This is a genomic window from Aeribacillus sp. SP014 (genome assembly GCF_054055575.1).
In genome coordinates, this window is record NZ_JBSRXI010000001.1 from 3521027 (window position 1) to 3539104 (window position 18078).

Annotated in this window: 19 protein-coding genes and 1 tRNA gene; 1 reads left to right on the forward strand and 19 read right to left on the reverse strand. The window is 40.5% G+C overall.

All coding sequences use genetic code 11. From position 1 onward, the window contains the following. Positions 1-1101 precede the first annotated feature (1101 nt). A tRNA-Arg gene (locus ACVIJU_RS17330) sits at positions 1102-1177 on the reverse strand. A gap of 264 nt (positions 1178-1441) precedes the next feature. Here ACVIJU_RS17330 and clpP point away from each other — a divergent pair. Next, entirely contained in the window at positions 1442-2020 is a 579-nt protein-coding gene (clpP, locus tag ACVIJU_RS17335) for an ATP-dependent Clp endopeptidase proteolytic subunit ClpP (RefSeq protein ID WP_063389160.1), read from the forward strand. A gap of 722 nt (positions 2021-2742) precedes the next feature. On the opposite strand, the gene ACVIJU_RS17340 is transcribed toward clpP, so the two are convergent. From ACVIJU_RS17340 to ACVIJU_RS17425, 18 genes are all read right to left on the reverse strand, one after another. Then, positions 2743-3000 carry an HPr family phosphocarrier protein gene (locus ACVIJU_RS17340; protein WP_063389161.1) on the reverse strand — a complete coding sequence of 86 codons (258 nt, stop codon included), beginning with the start codon at positions 2998-3000 and terminating at the stop codon, positions 2743-2745. A gap of 23 nt (positions 3001-3023) precedes the next feature. Beyond that, a complete protein-coding gene (whiA, locus tag ACVIJU_RS17345; RefSeq protein ID WP_063389162.1) occupies positions 3024-3974 on the reverse strand; it encodes a DNA-binding protein WhiA in 951 nt (316 codons plus the stop codon). A 23-nt stretch (positions 3975-3997) separates the two neighbouring features. Continuing rightward, on the reverse strand, positions 3998-4954 hold the full coding sequence (locus tag ACVIJU_RS17350) for a gluconeogenesis factor YvcK family protein (RefSeq protein WP_063389163.1): 957 nt from the start codon (positions 4952-4954) through the stop codon (positions 3998-4000). A gap of 2 nt (positions 4955-4956) precedes the next feature. Beyond that, a complete protein-coding gene (rapZ, locus tag ACVIJU_RS17355; RefSeq protein ID WP_063389288.1) occupies positions 4957-5838 on the reverse strand; it encodes an RNase adapter RapZ in 882 nt (293 codons plus the stop codon). A 210-nt stretch (positions 5839-6048) separates the two neighbouring features. Next, a complete protein-coding gene (locus ACVIJU_RS17360) occupies positions 6049-6507 on the reverse strand; it encodes an 8-oxo-dGTP diphosphatase (protein ID WP_063389164.1) in 459 nt (152 codons plus the stop codon). Between the two features lie 289 nt (positions 6508-6796). Beyond that, positions 6797-7744, reverse strand: coding sequence for a thioredoxin-disulfide reductase (gene trxB / locus ACVIJU_RS17365; RefSeq protein WP_456687807.1), 948 nt, complete (start codon positions 7742-7744; stop codon positions 6797-6799). A gap of 99 nt (positions 7745-7843) precedes the next feature. Continuing rightward, positions 7844-9274: a tetratricopeptide repeat protein gene (locus ACVIJU_RS17370; protein ID WP_456687808.1), complete on the reverse strand. Its 1431-nt coding sequence runs from the start codon at positions 9272-9274 to the stop codon at positions 7844-7846. Positions 9275-9355: 81 nt separating this feature from the next. After that, complete coding sequence (hisIE, locus tag ACVIJU_RS17375) at positions 9356-9973, reverse strand: bifunctional phosphoribosyl-AMP cyclohydrolase/phosphoribosyl-ATP diphosphatase HisIE (RefSeq protein WP_094245213.1); 618 nt, start codon at positions 9971-9973, stop codon at positions 9356-9358. Continuing rightward, entirely contained in the window at positions 9970-10728 is a 759-nt protein-coding gene (gene hisF, locus ACVIJU_RS17380) for an imidazole glycerol phosphate synthase subunit HisF (RefSeq protein ID WP_063389168.1), read from the reverse strand. The genes hisIE and hisF overlap by 4 nt, the downstream gene beginning before the upstream one ends. Further along, a complete protein-coding gene (gene hisA / locus ACVIJU_RS17385) occupies positions 10725-11462 on the reverse strand; it encodes a 1-(5-phosphoribosyl)-5-[(5-phosphoribosylamino)methylideneamino]imidazole-4-carboxamide isomerase (protein ID WP_063389169.1) in 738 nt (245 codons plus the stop codon). The genes hisF and hisA overlap by 4 nt, the downstream gene beginning before the upstream one ends. Positions 11463-11466: 4 nt before the next feature. Further along, positions 11467-12078, reverse strand: a complete 612-nt coding sequence (gene hisH / locus ACVIJU_RS17390; protein WP_063389170.1) for an imidazole glycerol phosphate synthase subunit HisH — start codon at positions 12076-12078, stop codon at positions 11467-11469. 2 nt (positions 12079-12080) lie between these two features. After that, complete coding sequence (gene hisB, locus ACVIJU_RS17395) at positions 12081-12668, reverse strand: imidazoleglycerol-phosphate dehydratase HisB (RefSeq protein ID WP_063389171.1); 588 nt, start codon at positions 12666-12668, stop codon at positions 12081-12083. After that, positions 12661-13956, reverse strand: a complete 1296-nt coding sequence (gene hisD, locus ACVIJU_RS17400) for a histidinol dehydrogenase (RefSeq protein ID WP_130158171.1) — start codon at positions 13954-13956, stop codon at positions 12661-12663. Before hisD ends, hisB begins: the two co-directional genes overlap by 8 nt. Further along, positions 13953-14591, reverse strand: a complete 639-nt coding sequence (gene hisG, locus ACVIJU_RS17405; protein WP_063389289.1) for an ATP phosphoribosyltransferase — start codon at positions 14589-14591, stop codon at positions 13953-13955. The genes hisD and hisG overlap by 4 nt, the downstream gene beginning before the upstream one ends. A gap of 5 nt (positions 14592-14596) precedes the next feature. Then, the gene (locus tag ACVIJU_RS17410; protein WP_199757327.1) at positions 14597-15769 is read right to left on the reverse strand and encodes an ATP phosphoribosyltransferase regulatory subunit; all 1173 of its coding nucleotides are present in this window, start codon (positions 15767-15769) and stop codon (positions 14597-14599) included. A gap of 177 nt (positions 15770-15946) precedes the next feature. Next, entirely contained in the window at positions 15947-16453 is a 507-nt protein-coding gene (locus ACVIJU_RS17415; RefSeq protein ID WP_063389173.1) for an acyltransferase, read from the reverse strand. 5 nt (positions 16454-16458) lie between these two features. Then, a complete protein-coding gene (ppaX, locus tag ACVIJU_RS17420; RefSeq protein ID WP_063389174.1) occupies positions 16459-17097 on the reverse strand; it encodes a pyrophosphatase PpaX in 639 nt (212 codons plus the stop codon). Next, the gene (locus ACVIJU_RS17425) at positions 17087-18031 is read right to left on the reverse strand and encodes a nucleoside recognition domain-containing protein (RefSeq protein ID WP_094246438.1); all 945 of its coding nucleotides are present in this window, start codon (positions 18029-18031) and stop codon (positions 17087-17089) included. The genes ppaX and ACVIJU_RS17425 overlap by 11 nt, the downstream gene beginning before the upstream one ends. Between the last annotated feature and the right edge of the window lie 47 nt (positions 18032-18078).

The window sequence follows — 18078 nt, forward strand, 5'->3', positions numbered from 1 at the left end:
TAACATTTACCTCACTTTCCAAAATTTCGACATCTTCATTATATTTATTTATCTGCTATTTTTCAACATATCCCATGACTTTTCGACTATTTTTTCGTATTATTGCTTGGTGTATATTCTAGGTATATTTACACAGTAGATATATCCGCGTGATCAAGAATCATTTGTAGCGAACAAATATCGTCACCTTTTTCAAATAGGTTACGATAAATGTATGTCTTAAACAGTGTAAGACTTACGCAACATTCGTCTTTTAGTTTGAATATTTTCCTGATGTTTCCTTCTTTTTAACTTTTCACCATATTGATTAACGAATACATATGAAATGTTACCGAAGTATCCTCGAATTTCTTCTATCAAGTAGTTTACATACTTCTTTAGTCATTGGAACAATCCGGCTTTTACGGCTATTGTTTTTGGCCCCAGTAACATAATAATACCGTCATCTAAAATACCAGAAATTTCTGACTATTCAACTTAGTTTGCCCTTTGTTCTCACTCTACCATTAGTTTAATAGCACCATAGTCACGAAATCCCGTAAATACCTATATCTTTGACGTTTCATAGCCTCTTTACTTGCGTGTCTGTAAGCACAAAGATTCGTTGTTTATCCTTATTAGTTTTGGCATTTTTTTGACGAGACTTTCTTCAAATAATACCGTATTTATGTAGCTTTCTAAAAATCGATTTAATAGCACCGAAAAGAATATCCACGGTTACAGATGACGTATTAATGTAACGTCTAATTTGGTCAGTAGTAAGATCTCTAAAACCGACAACATCTATAAAATTTTTTCAAGAACTTCAATAATCGGTACTCGTTCGTCCTGGATAGCTTCCGTTTTGTAAATGATCTTAGCGTATTTTAATCCTTCTGCAACCGTCATATAACCGAGATTACATCTACAATCAGATGTCTTGAAACTACCTTTCTAGCCTTTTTCGCATAATAAAAACCTCCAAAATTTTTCATTTTGGAGGCACGCGGTCTCTTTGTCTCTTTGATTCAGTAGGACGGAAACCTTACGAAAATACGTTGTCCGTTTTTCGGTAGTTCCCGTCCGTTGAACGACTTCTAAACCCTTGTTGCTCTAGGCTTACGCGCTCGGAGGGACTCGAACCCCCGACGGACGTGGTACCGGAAACCACCGCTCTATCCAACTGAGCTACGAGCGCATTTTTCAAATGTCACGAATTATATTATAATCGAACCGAACAGTATATGCAAGAATAAATTTTGCTTAATTATCCATCGTGTCAAAATTGTTTTGAAAAATTCATTTTTCATCGTTGTTTGAAAAATGAAAAATGAGGGTATGATGGTACATGTATTGATCTTATAAATAATTATATATAAAAGTTTTTTGTTTGACCTTTATTGACCTTTTATGTATGATGGAATAGAAATGACTTTAACTTTGATGCGAGGGAGGAAACATAATGAATTTAATACCGACTGTTATTGAACAGACAAACCGTGGTGAACGTGCTTACGATATTTATTCAAGATTGTTAAAAGACCGCATTATTATCCTTGGTACGCCAATTGATGATCATGTTGCAAACTCCATCGTTGCTCAGCTTCTTTTCTTGGCAGCGGAGGATCCTGAAAAAGATATTTCCCTTTATATTAACAGCCCGGGCGGATCAATTACTGCTGGCATGGCGATTTATGATACGATGCAATTTATTAAACCTGATGTATCCACGATGTGTATAGGAATGGCTGCTTCCATGGGAGCATTCTTATTGGCGGCAGGTGCAAAAGGAAAACGTTTTGCCCTTCCGAATAGTGAAGTAATGATCCATCAACCGTTAGGAGGCGCGCAAGGTCAGGCAACTGACATTGATATTGCAGCTAGACGAATTCTCTCTTTAAGAGATAAATTGAACAGAATTTTATCTGAAAACACTGGCCAGCCTCTTGAAGTAATTGAACGTGATACGGACCGCGACAATTTCATGTCAGCTGAACGTGCAAAAGAATATGGGTTGATTGACAAAGTTTTAACAAAATAAAAGCTGCCTCAAATAGGAAGACAAAAAAATTTAAACATATCAAGCAGACAGTATAAAAATAAACCGCTGCTTCATACCTTCACGCATTTGAATGAGGAGTAAATGTCAAGAATGATCTTGACAGCAGCTCCTCATTTAACTTTTTGGCAGGAATCGTCAGCTTTACGTTTTCGAAAGGCCGTTAACTGCCGATATTGCTTTAATCTAAGCCCAAAATGCGGATCGAGCCGGATGAAAGATTAAATATGCTTTCGGAGAGCCTGTGTAAACCGTATTTTGCTGAAGTTTTTTCTGGGCACCTGCTGGCAAAAACAAGTGTTATAATCGATTTTTTCATGTTATAAAAGGGCTAGAATCTCTCTTTATCCATTCAGCTGTAAGTCATTCGAACCATATCAAAGCACGTTTGTTTTTTCTTGAATGTTGATCGCAGATTTATGAAAAAATAGTATTTACACCAAATATATTGCTCGGATTCGCCCCGATCTTTCGCATGCTTTGAATCCAAAAGTTCCAGTTAAGAACCTTCACAAAGCTCTCTCCCAACAAAAGATTTATCACACTTTTCTATTAACGCACCCGAAGCCATTTCGTCTTCATATCAGTTTTAGCAAAAATAAAGCCCTCTTGTGGCTGACAGCGGTTGTTTCCTGCTTTCTCCCACAAGAGAGGCAATATCCATCCATTGATGAATTTTGCGGCAATTTTTTTGTGTGTTCACATTAATTTTCGTTTTGAATGTAGTTGATAAGCGCTTCTAATGCTTCTTCCTCATCGTTTCCTTCTGCGATCAATGTGATCTCAGAGCCGCTGTTAATAGCTAAGCTCATCAACCCCATGATGCTTTTGGCGTTTACTTTCTTTCCGTCTTTTTCGATAAAAATGTCAGATGAAAACCTGTTGGCTTCCTGAACAAACAATGCAGCCGGTCGTGCCTGCAAACCGGTTTTTAACCGAACTTCCACTTTTTTCTCAACCATATTAATCCCTCTCTTCTTAAAATTTATTTAAATGAAATCGTTTTGCCAGCCCGCAATTTTTCAGCGATTTCATCGATTTTTCTTAATCGGTGGTTGATTCCCGATTTGCTGATTTTCCCGCTGGACACCATTTCACCTAGTTCCTTCAATGTCACATCTTGATACATAACCCGTAATTCTGCAATTTCCCTCAGCTTTTCAGGTAAGGCGCTTAATCCGATCTTTTCATCAATGAATTTTATATTTTCTACCTGCCGTAAAGCAGCTCCAATGGTTTTATTTAAATTTGCTGTTTCGCAATTGACAAGGCGGTTCACTGAATTTCTCATATCACGAACGATTCGGACATCTTCAAAACGCAGTAGAGCTTGATGGGCACCGATCAATGTCAAAAATTCCCCAATTTTTTCAGCTTCCTTTAAGTAAGTAATATATCCTTTTTTCCGTTCCAGTGTTTTTGCATTTAAATAAAACGTATTCATCAAGCTGCATAGCGAATCGTTATGTTCCTTATATAACGACGAGATTTCCAAATGGTATGAAGAAGTTTCCGGGTTGTTGACAGATCCGCCCGCTAAAAACGCACCGCGCATATACGACCGCTTGCAGCACTTTTTTTTCACAAGGTCTAAAGAGATTTGATGGTTATACATAAAATCCTTGCCTAAAATTCGCAAATCCTCCAAAATCTCTTTTACTTGTTCATTCATTCTAACAATATAGACGTTATTCTTTTTTAATCGCATCTTTTTTCGTACAAGCAGCTTGATCGGAACGTCATATTTTTTTTTGATCAGCATGTAAATGCGTCTTGCAATCGCTGCGTTTTCCGTCTGCACATCCAAAAGCAATTCCCGGTTGGAAAATGACACAGTTCCGTTCATTCGGATGAGCGCGGACAACTCTGCTTTTAAACAACATTGTTTTACTTCCAGTGTTGTCAATTCTTTTTTCGTCTCTGAAGCAAACGACATGTTTCCATTACCGCCCTTTCCGATTACGTTTCTTCCAGAAGCAAATTTTTTAAGATGTTCGCCACTTTATTCGTATCATGTCGAATAACATGTTGATCGAAGGAGACCATGTTGTCCTGCACTACTCGAAGTCCCATATCTTTTAGCGCCTCTGCATCGACTTGGACAGGAAAAGCTGATTCTTTCGCGTAGCGTTTTTGTATGTATTCGGGAATAGATCCGTTGTTCACGAGGATCACATCAATAAACGGACAGTTTAAATGATCGTAAAGAGCCTTCACATGATCGCTCGCTGTATAGTTTAGCGTCTCCCCTGGCTGAGTCATGACATTGCATATATATATTTTTTTGGCCGAGGATTTGCAAACCTCCTCGCCAATTTTCGGAACGAGCAAATTCGGTAAAATGCTTGTATAAAGACTTCCAGGCCCTAAAATGATCATATGTGCCTGTCTGATGACATCGATCGTTTCTTGAAGAGGTTTTACATTTTTCGGGGTTAAAAACACCTTTTTAATTTTTTTTCCTGAAAAAGGGATTTTCGATTCCCCTTTCACAACAGATCCATCTTCCATCTCCGCATTTAATACAACGCTCTGGTTCGCTGCAGGCAAAACAGTACCGCGAACATTTAATACTTTACTCATTTCCCGAATGGCGTGCATAAAGTCACCGGTGATATTGGTCATAGCTGCAAGTATTAAATTGCCGAGAGAATGGCCAGTCAAATCGTTCCCTTTTTTAAAACGATGCTGAAAAAGTTCCTCGATTAGCGGTTCCACATCGGAAAGAGCAGCTAACACGTTGCGAATGTCGCCCGGCGGGGGAATGTTCAGTTCATCACGAAGTCTACCAGAGCTGCCGCCATCATCTGCAACTGTTACAATGGCCGTGATATCAAAAGGGAGCAGCTTTAAGCCTCGAAGCAGAACAGATAATCCGGTTCCTCCTCCAATAATGACGATTTTCTTTTTATCCATAGTTATCGATAGTTTCTCCTTTCAATATCACGATGGGATACATGCACTTTGTAGTTTTTGCGGAAAAAATCCCCTAAATATTCAGCCAGAGTCACCGAGCGATGCTGTCCGCCAGTGCAACCGATTGCAATGACCACTTGACTTTTTCCTTCTCTTTGAAAATGAGGGATCATAAATGAGAGTAAATCTGTCAGCTTCTCTAAAAATTTAGATGTCTCTGTCCATTTTAAAACATATGATGAAACTTCTTCGTCAAGCCCCGTCTTAGGGCGCATATGATCAATATAATACGGGTTGGGCAAAAATCTCACGTCAAACACTAAGTCAGCGTCGATCGGCAAACCATATTTAAATCCAAATGATAAAACGTTCAACGTAAAGGTTTGATCGCCATTTTCTGCGAACTGTTTTAAAATTTTTTCTCTTAATTCTCTTGGCTTTAAGTTGGATGTATCATATACAATTTGCGCACGTCCCTTTAATTCCTCCAGCATTTCCCGTTCAAGGCGGATCCCCTCAAGCGGAAGACCTTTTGGAGCTAATGGATGGGTTCTTCTCGTCTCTTTATACCGGTTAACTAATACTTGATCATGTGCATCAAGAAACAAAATTTGCGGTGCGATCCACGGGATATCATTGATTTCTTCAATTGCCTGATGGAAAGATTCAAAAAATTCCCTTCCCCTCAAATCCATAACTACAGCTACTTTGTTCATTTTCGTTCTCGATTCTTTCATAAGCTCTAGAAACTTGGACAAAAGAGTAGGTGGAAGATTATCGACGCAAAAATATCCTAGATCTTCAAAGCTTTGAATCGCAACCGTCTTACCTGCCCCGGACATCCCCGTAATAATAACCATCTTAATATTTGAAGTTTCACTCATCATTCAAAGCCCCCCGTTTTTTCAAAAGAAAAATATTCAGTAACAGATGTTGAATAGGAAATATCGGGATTTATTTTTTTGATCTGATAGCTTTTTGATCAAGGATGAGAAGAGTCAAATCATAAATTTATTTAGCGGAAATTTTGAAACTGGCATGTATATCCTCTTCTCTGAACCTTGGCTTCGATTTTCTTGCAGCTGAAGTTTTCTTTATTGTGGATCGAGCCGATAAGACAAAAGCTCATAATCAGGTGTATAGATGAATGTTCCATACATGATTCCTGACCCTTTAATCATATATTCAATAATGTGGTAGTCGCCCGCAGCCATCGGCAACTGTTTAATTTCATCAATCGAGTGCCATTTCAGCTTTCCTTCCTCAGTTTCCAAAACATTTTCCCCGTTAAATTGTGTTGCGAAAAATGTAAACATCATCCATTCTTGAACAACCTTATCTCCATCTTTGACAATGATCGTGAAAATCCCTTTAATTTTTGGATTTATTAAATAAATTCCAGTTTCTTCTCTAAATTCTCTTACAACAGATTCTTTTATCGATTCCCCTTGCTCCATTTTCCCTCCAGGGGCTACCCACCAATTCCGGCGCGGTTTTTGAAGCAAGAGCAGCTGACCTTCATGAACAAGAACACAATTTGTAACCCTTTGCAAAGCAAGTTCACCCCTAGGTTGCGGTACATAAAAAATATTTATTCCTTTTATTATACAATTAAATGCTATAGTGTCTCAATGCGCATGCTTTCCTACTTTATCATACGTTTTTTCTCTTTTAAAGGTTTCAAAAGAAAAGGTGCAACAAAAAAAGGAGCATGGGAAGGGTTGCCCATGCTCAAAAGTATATATTATAAAAGGGGGTCAATTACTACTTTTATAGTAACTGAATTTTATTTCATTGATGTTACAGCACAATTAAATCATAGTTACGATTTTGTTAACAATTTTAGGCATTTTTTAATTTCTCTTTTAATTCTTCAATATAATGTTGAGCACTTTGGGCAGCAATGCTTCCGTCACCAGTTGCAGTTACAATTTGCCGCAAAGATTTTTCCCGAATATCTCCTGCCGCAAAGATGCCGGGAATTTTCGTTTCCATGTTTTCATTTGTTTCAATATATCCTGCTTCATTCGTAATTCCGAGATTTTCAAAAGGTTTGGACAGCGGCACCATGCCAATGTATACAAATACACCGTCTATCTCTTTTTCTGTTTCTTCATTTGTTATCGTATTTACGAGCGTGACTTTGCCAACCTTCCCGTCGACTTCATGAATTGCTTTTACTGTATGATTCCAAATAAAATCAATCTTTTCATTATCAAAGGCGCGCTGCTGCAATATTTTTTGGGCGCGCAATTGATCGCGGCGATGAACGATTGTCACACTGTTCGCAAAGCGGGTTAAATAAACTCCTTCCTCGACAGCAGAGTCTCCGCCGCCGACAACAATCAAATCTTTTCCTTTAAAGAATGCTCCGTCGCATACAGCACAATAAGAGACGCCTCGTCCGCCCAGTTCTTTCTCTCCAGGCACGCCGAGCTTTTTATATTCGGCCCCTGTAGCGATAATCACTGCTCTTGCTTTATATTCTTTGTTGCCTGTTTTGACGATTTTATATTCGCCTTCATCGACAATTTCCTTCACATCTCCATATTCGTATTCAGCACCAAACTTTTTAGCATGTTCAAACATTTTATTTGATAGCTCTGGACCTAAAATATGATCAAATCCAGGATAGTTTTCAACATCTTCCGTATTGGCCATTTGTCCTCCAGGCACGCCTCTTTCTATCATTAAAGTAGAAAGGTTGGCGCGAGATGTGTAAACAGCAGCTGTCAATCCTGCAGGTCCTGCTCCGGCAATGATACAATCATAAATTTTTTCTTCAGACACGAGACTCACTCCTCATCATATGATCCAATAAATAATACAAAATTATTATTCCCTACAACATATCCTATATAAAATAAATGTCTCGTGCTATTTATTTGCTCACATTTTCAATTTTTTTGCGACGCGCACGTATTTAGACAGCGTAGCTTTGCTGATGTTAAAATGATTTGCCGCACCATCTTGTGTGATGTTTTTTCCTATCTGTTTCATCCATAAATAATAGACAGCTGCTGACCATGCGTTGACATTGCGAAATTTTATGTCGAACTTAAAGGCATTTTTGAAAAGCCGAAACCAAAATAAAACCAATTCTTTTCCTTCTAACGTTTTGTCCATTAAACTATCGGCCACATGGAAAGCGAAATGAACAGCATGAAAACCTGTCGGCCTTTTGCCATTTAAAACGCTTAAAGCATATTGAACAGCTTCTCTTTCAAGACGAGTTTCAAACTCCTGTTCATTTACTAAATACGCTCGTTCATCCATTTTCATTGCGAAATAGATAGAGAGCAGCCGCTCCGGGACTTGATTTTCCATTTCGTTTAGCCCTTTCATATTCCACGGTTCAGAGCCTTCCTTCCGCGGATTTAAATACAGAACCTTCTTCCATATTTTTTTAGCAAAGTCATAGTGTCCTATAAAATAAGAAGAGTATGCGAGCCAATAATAAAACGTGTCATCCCCCTCAAATCCTTTTCGATACAAGGCATGGAGCCTCTTGAATGCATGAGGATAAAAGCCGATGAGTGCAAACGTCGCCCCCAGTTTATATTGGTGCTCTGAAACAAGCGGATAAACTCTTTTTAGTTTTTCAACTAGCATGCTTATGCTCGCTTCATCACCTTCATAATAAAAAAATACAAGCAAATTGCATAAAGCATGCAAATTCCCTGGATTTTTCCGGAGCACGAGGGAAATCATGTCCTTCGCTTTTTCCACTTCCCCAAGGTAAAAATAGGCAAGCGCCAAATTATTATAAGCGGACCAAAACTCTGGGTAATCAGCTATAATCTCTTTTAAAATGGAAATAGATTCTTGAAACTGTCCATTCTCAAGCAAAGAGCGCGCTTTTTCTTGCTTCACGATTAGATCATCCGAATGCTCAGCCTCTTCTTCTATTTCGATCATTTCAAGAAGATCGCTGTTTTCTACGGAAAATATGCCTTGCGGCGCCTTTTCCTTATATATCATTGCATGTTTATAAGCTTCGTGAAACAAGCCGAGATGAGCATAATTATTTGCAAGAAAATAATAGCATTCTACCGAATGAGGGTGAATATGTTCAATAATATATGTTAATAGTTCGTTTGATTTTTGAAACTTTCCTAATTCGGTATAAATGCTGGCCAGCCTGCAAATCATTTCTTCGTTATACGGATCCAGATCTACTGCCCGCTTGACGAATTTTGAAGCCGACTGCAAATCGCCTTTTTGATAAGCCTTTAATCCCCAGCGATAAAACGTTGCACTGTCTTGGAAAAACGAAACAATTTTTGAATCTTCGTCTTTTTTTACTTTACGGTTTCCCACTCAAACCCTCCATTTCACTTTATTTGCCGAGGGATAGTATACCATATCTTATAAATAGGAAAAACCTATTTTTACTCGCGATTATTTTTCATGTCTTTCTTTTAAAACTGTCAATACTTCATCGAGCGGAAGCTTTTGCTCGCGCAGCAGAACAAGCAAATGAAATAATAAATCCGCGGCTTCCCATTTCAACTCATCATGGCTGCGGTTTTTTGCTGCAATAATGACCTCTGAAGCTTCTTCTCCAACCTTTTTTAAAATTTTGTCCAAGCCTTTTTCAAACAAATAGGTAGTATAAGAATCTTCCGGACGCTCAGCTTCACGCTCAGCAATGACGGCCTCCAGCTTGTTAATAATATCAAAACGGCTACCGTCCACCTGGCCGCCACTTTCTTTTGAAAAACAGCTGTATTGCCCTGTATGGCAGGCCGGACCATTCGGGATTACCAGCACGACAAGCGCGTCCTTGTCACAGTCATAGCGTATCTCTTGAACAGTTTGTGTATTGCCGGACGTTTCTCCTTTATGCCAAAGTTTTTGGCGAGAACGGCTGTAAAACCATGTTTCCTTCGTTTCCAACGTTTTTTTTAGCGACTCTTCGTTCATATAAGCTACTGTTAACACTTCTTTGCTAACAGCATCTTGAACAACCGCAGGAATAAGTCCATTTTCATCGAATTTGAGTTCTGCTATGTTCACCGTATATTCACCCCTTCTTTTTGCAAAAATCTTTTTACTTCTTTGACTGATGTTTCTTTGTAATGGAAAATGGAAGCTGCCAGCGCTGCATCCGCTCGGGCATCGCGAAAAACTTCAAGAAAATGCTCAGCATTACCGGCGCCGCCGGATGCAATGACTGGGACGGGAACTGCCTCGCTTACTTTTTTGGTTAAGTCAATATCAAAGCCGGATTTTTCTCCATCCTGATCCATGCTAGTCAGCAAAATCTCGCCAGCACCTCTTTTTACAGCTTCCTTTGCCCACGCCACGACTTCCCATTCGGTCGCTTTTCGTCCCCCGTGCGTATAGACGCGGTGGCTTCCGAGCTGCGGATCGTATTTTGCGTCAATCGCTACCACAATGCACTGGCTGCCAAAGTAATCAGCTCCCTCCATAATCAGCGAAGGGTTTAATACAGCAGAAGTGTTAATGGAAACTTTATCCGCACCAGCACGCAAAATTTTTTTCATATCTTCCAAAGAGTTGATTCCGCCTCCGACCGTAAAGGGAATGGCTAATGTTGCTGCTACTCGTTCGACAACATCAATCATCGTTTTTCTGCCTTCATGAGATGCGGAAATATCTAAGAAGACAAGCTCATCTGCTCCTTCTTCATCATAAAATTTCGCTAGCTCCACTGGATCGCCCGCATCTTTCAACTGGACAAATTGCACGCCTTTGACGACACGTCCGTCCTTAACATCTAGACAAGGAATGATGCGTTTCGTAATCATAGCCCATTCACCTCATGGATAGCATCGCGGAGGCTGAACTTTTTCGTATAAAGCGCTTTTCCGACAATAGCGCCTTTCACTCCATCCTGTTCATATTGCTTTAACTTTTTCAAATCATCAATGGAGCTTACCCCTCCGGAAGCGATGACTGTTTTTCCAGTTGCTTTTGCCATTTCCACAATCGCCTTGACATTTGGTCCCGAGAGCATTCCATCTGTTGCAATATCAGTAAAAATAAATGTTTCTGCACCGCTTTTCGCCAGTTCTTTTCCAAGATCAACCGCTTTAACTTCGGACGTATTCAGCCAGCCTTCTGTTGATACATAGCCATTTTTCGCATCGATACCGATTGCGATTCGGCCGCCGTATTCAGCCAGCATTTTTTCAACAAATGACCTGTTTGAAACGGCAGAACTGCCTAAAATAACTCTGGAAATGCCGTTTTCCAAATATTCGTATACATCTTTTTCTGTGCGAATGCCGCCGCCAACTTGTACCTTTACTTTTAGCTCTTTTGCCACTTTCAAAACATGTTGATGGTTCACGCGGACTCCGTCTTTTGCCCCATCCAAATCTACCATATGAATCCAGTCAGCACCTTCCTTTACAAACGACTCGGCGACAGCAAACGGTGAATCTCCGTAAACCGTTTCTTTATTGTAATCGCCTTGAAGCAGCCGGACGCATTTCCCTCCGCGCAAATCAATGGCGGGAAAAATAGTAAAACTCATCATTAGCTCACATCCTTGATACAAAAGTTAAATAGTTTTTCAAGATGGCTAGTCCCAGCTTGCCGCTTTTTTCCGGATGAAACTGGCAGCCGAATACATTTCCACTTCCTACAATAGCCGGAACCGTCACACCGTATGAAGCGCTGGCGACCACAACGTCCGGATCGTTTACGACCGCATAATAAGAATGGACAAAGTATACGTAATCTTCTTGAAGACCAGTTATAAGAGGATGATCTCGTTGAAAAGCCAGCTTATTCCATCCCATATGCGGGACTTTTACATTTTCTCCTGGAATTCTTTTTACTTGGCCGTTTAAAAAGCCGAGTCCTTCAGTCCAGCCGTGTTCTTCGCTTTCGTTGAACAAAAGCTGCATGCCAAGACAAATACCTAATAAAGCCTTTCCCTTTTGCACTTCGTCCTTCAAAAATTTATCTGTTTTTGTTTCCGTTAAAATAGCCATCGCGTCTTTGAATGCGCCTACTCCTGGCAATATATAAGCTGTTGCCTTTTCAAGCTCGTTTAAATCACTTGATACAAAATATTCCGCATTCATGCGTTCCAAGGCTTTCGAGACGCTGTATAAATTCCCCATGCCATAGTCGATCACGCCAATCATTTTTACAACATCCCCTTCGTTGATGGGACCCCTTTGACTCTGGGGTCGATCATAGTCGCTTCATCAAGAGCTCTCCCCAACGCTTTAAATACAGCTTCAATCATATGATGGGTATTCATTCCATAGTGAATGATTACATGCAGGTTCATCCGTGCTTCAAGCGCCAGCTTCCATAAAAATTCATGAACAAGCTCTGTATCAAATGTTCCTACTTTCCCCTTCGGCAATTCTCCACGCATTTCAAAATGCGGTCGGTTGCTTAAATCTATAACAACCTGCGCTAAAGAGTCATCCATTGGGACAAAGGCATGACCGTACCGTTTAATTCCTTTTTTATCGCCTAGTGCTTGTTGAATCGCCTGTCCCAAACAAATGCCAATATCCTCTGTCGTATGGTGATCATCAATGTCAATGTCGCCTTCTGCCTCAATCTTTAAATCAAAATGGCCATGCCTTGTGAACAGATCAAGCATATGAGTTAAAAAAGGAACTCCAGTTTTTAGATCTGCACGGCCTTCACCATCTATTGAAAATGACAGCTGAATATTCGTTTCGTTCGTTTTTCGAGATATTGTGGCGGTTCTATTCATTTCGATCACTTCCTCTTTTTTCTAGTCGAGCTTCAATTGCTCTTGCATGCGCCTCTAATCCTTCATATCTTGCAAACTTTGCAATTTTTGAAGCATGTGCACGGAATGCTTCTTCACTGTATGAAATGATGCTTGACTTTTTCATAAAGTCATCCACGTTAAGCGGGCTGGAAAAACGCGCTGTTCCGTTTGTCGGCAAAACGTGATTGGGACCTGCGAAATAATCGCCTACAGGTTCACTGCTATATCTCCCTAAAAAGATGGCTCCTGCATGTTTAATTTTTGGCAGAACACCCGTCGGGTTTTCCGTTAATACCTCCAAATGCTCAGGTGCCAGTTGGTTGACTATCCCAACCGCTTCCTCGATTGAATCCGTTATATAAATAGCACCGAACTGTTCGATCGAAGCAGCGGCGATATCTTTTCGCGGCAAATCGGCCAATTGTGCCGCAACTTCCTTTTGAACTTCCTTTGCTAATTTTATAGAAGGCGTAACAAGGATGCTGGTTGCCAGCCTGTCATGCTCTGCTTGCGATAATAAATCGGCCGCAACTTCATGCGGAACAGCCGTTTCATCAGCTAAGACGACAATTTCACTTGGCCCGGCGATCATATCGATATCAACTGTTCCAAATACCTCCCGCTTTGCAAGAGCGACGAATATATTGCCAGGACCGACAATTTTGTCGACCGGTTCGATTGTTTCTGTACCGTAAGCTAGAGCGGCTATTGCTTGGGCACCGCCAGCTTTATATATTTCCGATACGCCAGCTTCATTGGCTGCCACCAGCACTTCCGCCGGCAGGCTCCCATTTTGATCTGGAGGAGAAACGAGCACGATTCTGCCTACACCAGCCACTTTAGCCGGCATGATATTCATTAAAACAGAAGAAGGATAGGCAGCTGTGCCCCCGGGAACATAAACGCCGACAGCATCTACCGGCGTTAATTTCTGACCGAGCATTGTTCCTTTTTCATCGAAATAAAACCATGATTCTTTCTTTTGTTTTTCATGAAAATGAAAGATATTTTCTGCTGCTTCTTGAACAATGTCAATGAATTCTTTATCTACCGCTTCGTACGCTCGACTAATTTCTTCTTTTGATACGTGCAAAGATTGAAGATCTGCCCCATCAAAACGTTTCGTATATTCGTATAGCGCCTGATCGCCTTCCTTTTTGACTCGTTCAATAATTTCCTTCACAATTTTACGCTGCTCCTCTGTTCCAGCGTCAATCGATCTTTTCAAGGAAAGCTTTTGATCCTTAGTGATGTGAATAATTTTCAATCCGAATCCTCCTTTCCTTCTTCCACTGTTTTGGCAAGTCGCTCCACAAGCATGTCGATCGGCTTGTCCTTCATCCGATAGCTGACGGGATTGACAATGAGTCTTGAAGTGATATCAGCAATATGTTCAAATTCTACTAATCCGTTTTCTTTTAACGTTCTTCCCGTCGAAACAATATCGACAATTCTGTCAGCCAGTCCAATCAATGGCGCCAGCTCGATCGATCCATTCAAATGAATGATTTCGACCTGCTCCCCTTGCTCTCGAAAATATTTAGAAGCCACATTTGGATATTTTGTCGCCACCTTTGGAGCGATGTCATTCATTTTCGTATCAGGCAGTCCGGCTACAGCCAGATGACATTTGCTAATTTTCAAATCAAGCACTTCAAAAACATCCCGCTCTTCTTCCATCATGACATCCTTTCCGGCGATCCCAACATCTGCAACACCATGCTCTACATATGTTCCGACATCCATCGGCTTCGCTAAAATAAAGCGAATATTTTCTTCCGGCACGGTCAAAATTAGTTTTCTTGATTCATCAAATTCGTCTGGCAGCTTGTAGCCTGATTTTCTTAATAGTTCGACAGCTTCTGAAAAAATTCGTCCTTTCGGCATCGCAATCGTTAACATGCTCATCACTCTCTCACCTTTCCTGGTTTTCCGAGGAAATAATAAATATCTGTAAATTGACCAGTAAACCTGTCGATTTGATCGATACCGGAAATATCTTGCATGACAACCTGTTTTCCTTCTTTTCGCAGCTTATTGGCATACCGAAAAGCTTCTTGTCGATTCTCTCTGCTGAATATGATGCAATAGCGATCTTTATTCAATTTTAAATCCCCCAGAGCTTCCAGCAAATTATCTAACCGTATGCCAAAGCCTGTCGCCGGGGCAGGACGTTCAAATTTTTCTAAAAGATGGTCATAGCGCCCGCCGTTTCCGATCGGAAGTCCAACACCGTTCGCATATAATTCAAAAATCACGCTTGTGTAATAACTCATGTGGCTGACGATATTCAGTTCCAATTTGATATATTGATCCACTTCATAAGCTCTTAATTGGATAAGGAGCTGTTTTAAATCTTCCAGCGCTTTCTTCCCGCTGTCACAAGCAACAAGGCTTGAAGCTTCATCAGCCTTCTCAATTCCTCCTTTTAAATCAATGACTCTTAAAAGGCGTTCTTTGTCAATGGTAGAGAGAGATAATCTTTTCACATGCTCGCGGTATCCGACAAAGTTCTTTTCATATAAATAGCGGCGCAGCTTCTCCGCCCGTTCTTCCTTCCCTAAAATTTCTCCGAACAAAGCATTGATAAATCCGATATGCCCAATGGAAATTTTAAAATCTTTAAGGCCAGTATTTTTTAAGGCATATATCATTAGAGCGATCGCTTCCGCATCAGCGCTAATCGTTCCATCGCCAATCAGCTCAATGCCAATTTGTTCAAATTCTGCCGGTCTGCCGCCTTCATGCTGCTGTGCACGAAACACATTTGCAGAATAAGCGAGCCTTAACGGCAAGCTTTCTTTCATCAGCTTGGAAGCCGCAATTCGTGCAATGGGAGCTGTCATATCTGGTCTTAAAACGAGCGTATGCCCCTGCCTGTCAAGAAGTTTAAATAATTGCTGCTCTTGTATCGCCGACTGAACTCCTACTGTTTCATAAAATTCCAACGTTGGAGTCTCCAAAAATTGATAACCCCAGCTTTCAATCACATTCATCATTTTTTTACGAACGCTTTCTTTTATGACATATAAGCCCGGCAATGTATCCCGCATTCCCAAGGGCTTTTCAAACATAAACACTCACTGACACCTCCATGGCGCATTCACTTTAATCCGCTAATATGTTACCATACTACCAAAATAAAGATTTATAATCAATAAGTTTTTGATGTAAACTTCTTTCACAGAGCGCCTTTATTTCACTTTCGCTCAATCCTGCTTAATCAAAAAGCGGCAAGCGACAAAAATTGATGACGCTTACCGCTTTCTTTTTTCCATTTCTTCTTTTGTGTAGATGATTTGCATTGGATTTCCTCCTGCAAAAGAGCCTTCCGGAACATCTTTATGAACTACAGTGCCGGCAGAAACGATAGCTCGATTTCCAATTTTCACACCAGGCAAAATAGTCGTGTTTGCTCCGATCATGACTTCATCTCCAATTTCCACTTCGCCGATGCGATATTCATCGATTAAATATTCATGTGCTAAAATCGTCGTGTTGTATCCGATAATAGAATTGCGCCCAACTTTAATTTTTTCCGGGAACAAAATATCCACCATAACCATAAATGCAAACGATGTTTGCTGTCCGATTTTCATGCCAAGAAATGTGCGGTAAAGCCAGTTTTTGATAGGCATAAATGGAGTGTAGCGCGCGATAAGAATCACGATGACATTTTTGACAACTTTCCAAAAAGAAACCGTCTTGTACACCTGCCAAAGGGAGTTTGCGCCTTCAACAGGAAATTTATCCGTCCTTCTCACAACCTTCACTCCATCACAATGTTCAATAAATCACTCATTTTGTCCAGCACAAAATCTGGCTTTAACGATTCTATATACTCTCTCCCTTTTATGCTCCAAGCAACACCTGCCGTTAATGTTCCTGCATTTTTTCCCGCCTCTATATCATGAAGGTTATCTCCCACCATTAATGCATTAGACGGCTCGGAACCGAGCAATTTAAGAGCGGACAAGACAGGCTCAGGATGAGGCTTCGCATGCTGTACATCATCCAGTGTGATAATTGCGTCAAAAAATGAATCCATTTCCGTTAATTTCAGCCCCATCATAACAGTGTCGCGAATTTTCGTTGTCACAATGCCCAGTTTCAATCCCTTTTCTTTTAAAGCTCGAACCGTTTCGTGCACATGATCATATTCCTTCACAAGCAGATCATGCTGGGCATGATTAAACTCCCGATATCTTCGGACCATTTCCTCCGCTTTTTCAGGGTTAATACGTTGAAATGTGTCAATAAGCGGAGGCCCGATGAAAGGAAGTATATCTTCCCGTTGATATTTGCCCGGATAATAATAGTTCAGCGTATGTAAAAACGATTCAATAATTAATTCATTTGTGTTTATTAACGTGCCGTCCAAGTCAAACAATACGGTGTCAATGTTCATAAACCGTTCCCCTTTTCCCGATATGTGCTTGTTTTTTCCAGACAAAACCGATAATCATCGTTAAAAGAATGGCTGCGAACAGCCGGATGAGTAAAAGCGGCCAAACTGAACCGACGATCGGAACAAAAATCAATGTGTCTTCTATCACAGCATGGCAGGCAACGAGGAATATAAACGCCAACGTTAAATCGCGATGCTCCACTCCATCTTCTTTTACTGCTTGCAGCATCACGCCAGCCCCGTAGGCAAGCCCGAAAATTAATCCTGCCGCAAGCGTTGTTGAAGTGTTCCTCTTCATTCCCAGCATTTCAGTTACCGGCTCCATCTTTTTTGAGAAAGCGTCGACCCAGCCTAAATCTTTCATAAATTGAATGGCAATCATTAGCGGGATGACGATGGCCGCAAGCTGAATGACTCCCATTGCCGCTTTTTCAAGCCCTTCAAGTAAGATCATTCCCCAGTCTGAAGGCACGGCATCTTGTTGAGATATAAATCCGTATTGAGCTTTTTCTCCACCGCCGTCCCAAAAAAGATTGATGATAAAAGCCGAAAAAAATGCCAGTCCGAGCCGGACGGACAAGATGATCCACAGTTTCACACCGACTTTGCTTGCTACAGTCGTTTCGATTAATAAGTTGTGGGAAAATGACAGCATGACTGCCAAAATAAAGACTTCTTTTACCGTAAAATCAATGGACAAAATGGCTCCAATCGCCGCATACAAGTTAAGAAAATTCCCAATCACAAGGGGGATTGCAGCATCTCCATTTAACCCGATTACCTTCATGACCGGCGTTATAAAATGAACCATCCAATCAATCAAAGGAGTATGTTGTAAAAATGAAACAATCAACGTTACAGGGAAAATGACTTTACCGAGAGTCCACGTTGTTTCCAATCCTGTTTGTAATCCTTTTTTCAATGTTTGTTTCAAAGTTTCACCTTCATTCCAGCAATTTATCAATATTCATCTAAATATCT

Bases quoted from the DNA above. Each gene is read 5' to 3' on its own strand.
- ppaX (WP_063389174.1), bottom strand. From the start codon at position 17,097: ATGAACATTGACACCGTATTGTTTGACTTGGACGGCACGTTAATAAAC.
- hisG (WP_063389289.1), bottom strand. From the start codon at position 14,591: ATGTTAACGATTGCGATGCCGAAAGGACGAATTTTTTCAGAAGCTGTC.
- ACVIJU_RS17340 (WP_063389161.1), bottom strand. From the start codon at position 3,000: ATGGTTGAGAAAAAAGTGGAAGTTCGGTTAAAAACCGGTTTGCAGGCA.
- hisA (WP_063389169.1), bottom strand. From the start codon at position 11,462: ATGATGAGTTTTACTATTTTTCCCGCCATTGATTTGCGCGGAGGGAAA.
- hisF (WP_063389168.1), bottom strand. From the start codon at position 10,728: ATGATTACGAAACGCATCATTCCTTGTCTAGATGTTAAGGACGGACGT.
- clpP (WP_063389160.1), top strand. From the start codon at position 1,442: ATGAATTTAATACCGACTGTTATTGAACAGACAAACCGTGGTGAACGT.
- rapZ (WP_063389288.1), bottom strand. From the start codon at position 5,838: ATGAGTGAAACTTCAAATATTAAGATGGTTATTATTACGGGGATGTCC.
- hisB (WP_063389171.1), bottom strand. From the start codon at position 12,668: ATGAATAGAACCGCCACAATATCTCGAAAAACGAACGAAACGAATATT.
- hisH (WP_063389170.1), bottom strand. From the start codon at position 12,078: ATGATTGGCGTGATCGACTATGGCATGGGGAATTTATACAGCGTCTCG.
- ACVIJU_RS17350 (WP_063389163.1), bottom strand. From the start codon at position 4,954: ATGGATAAAAAGAAAATCGTCATTATTGGAGGAGGAACCGGATTATCT.
- whiA (WP_063389162.1), bottom strand. From the start codon at position 3,974: ATGTCGTTTGCTTCAGAGACGAAAAAAGAATTGACAACACTGGAAGTA.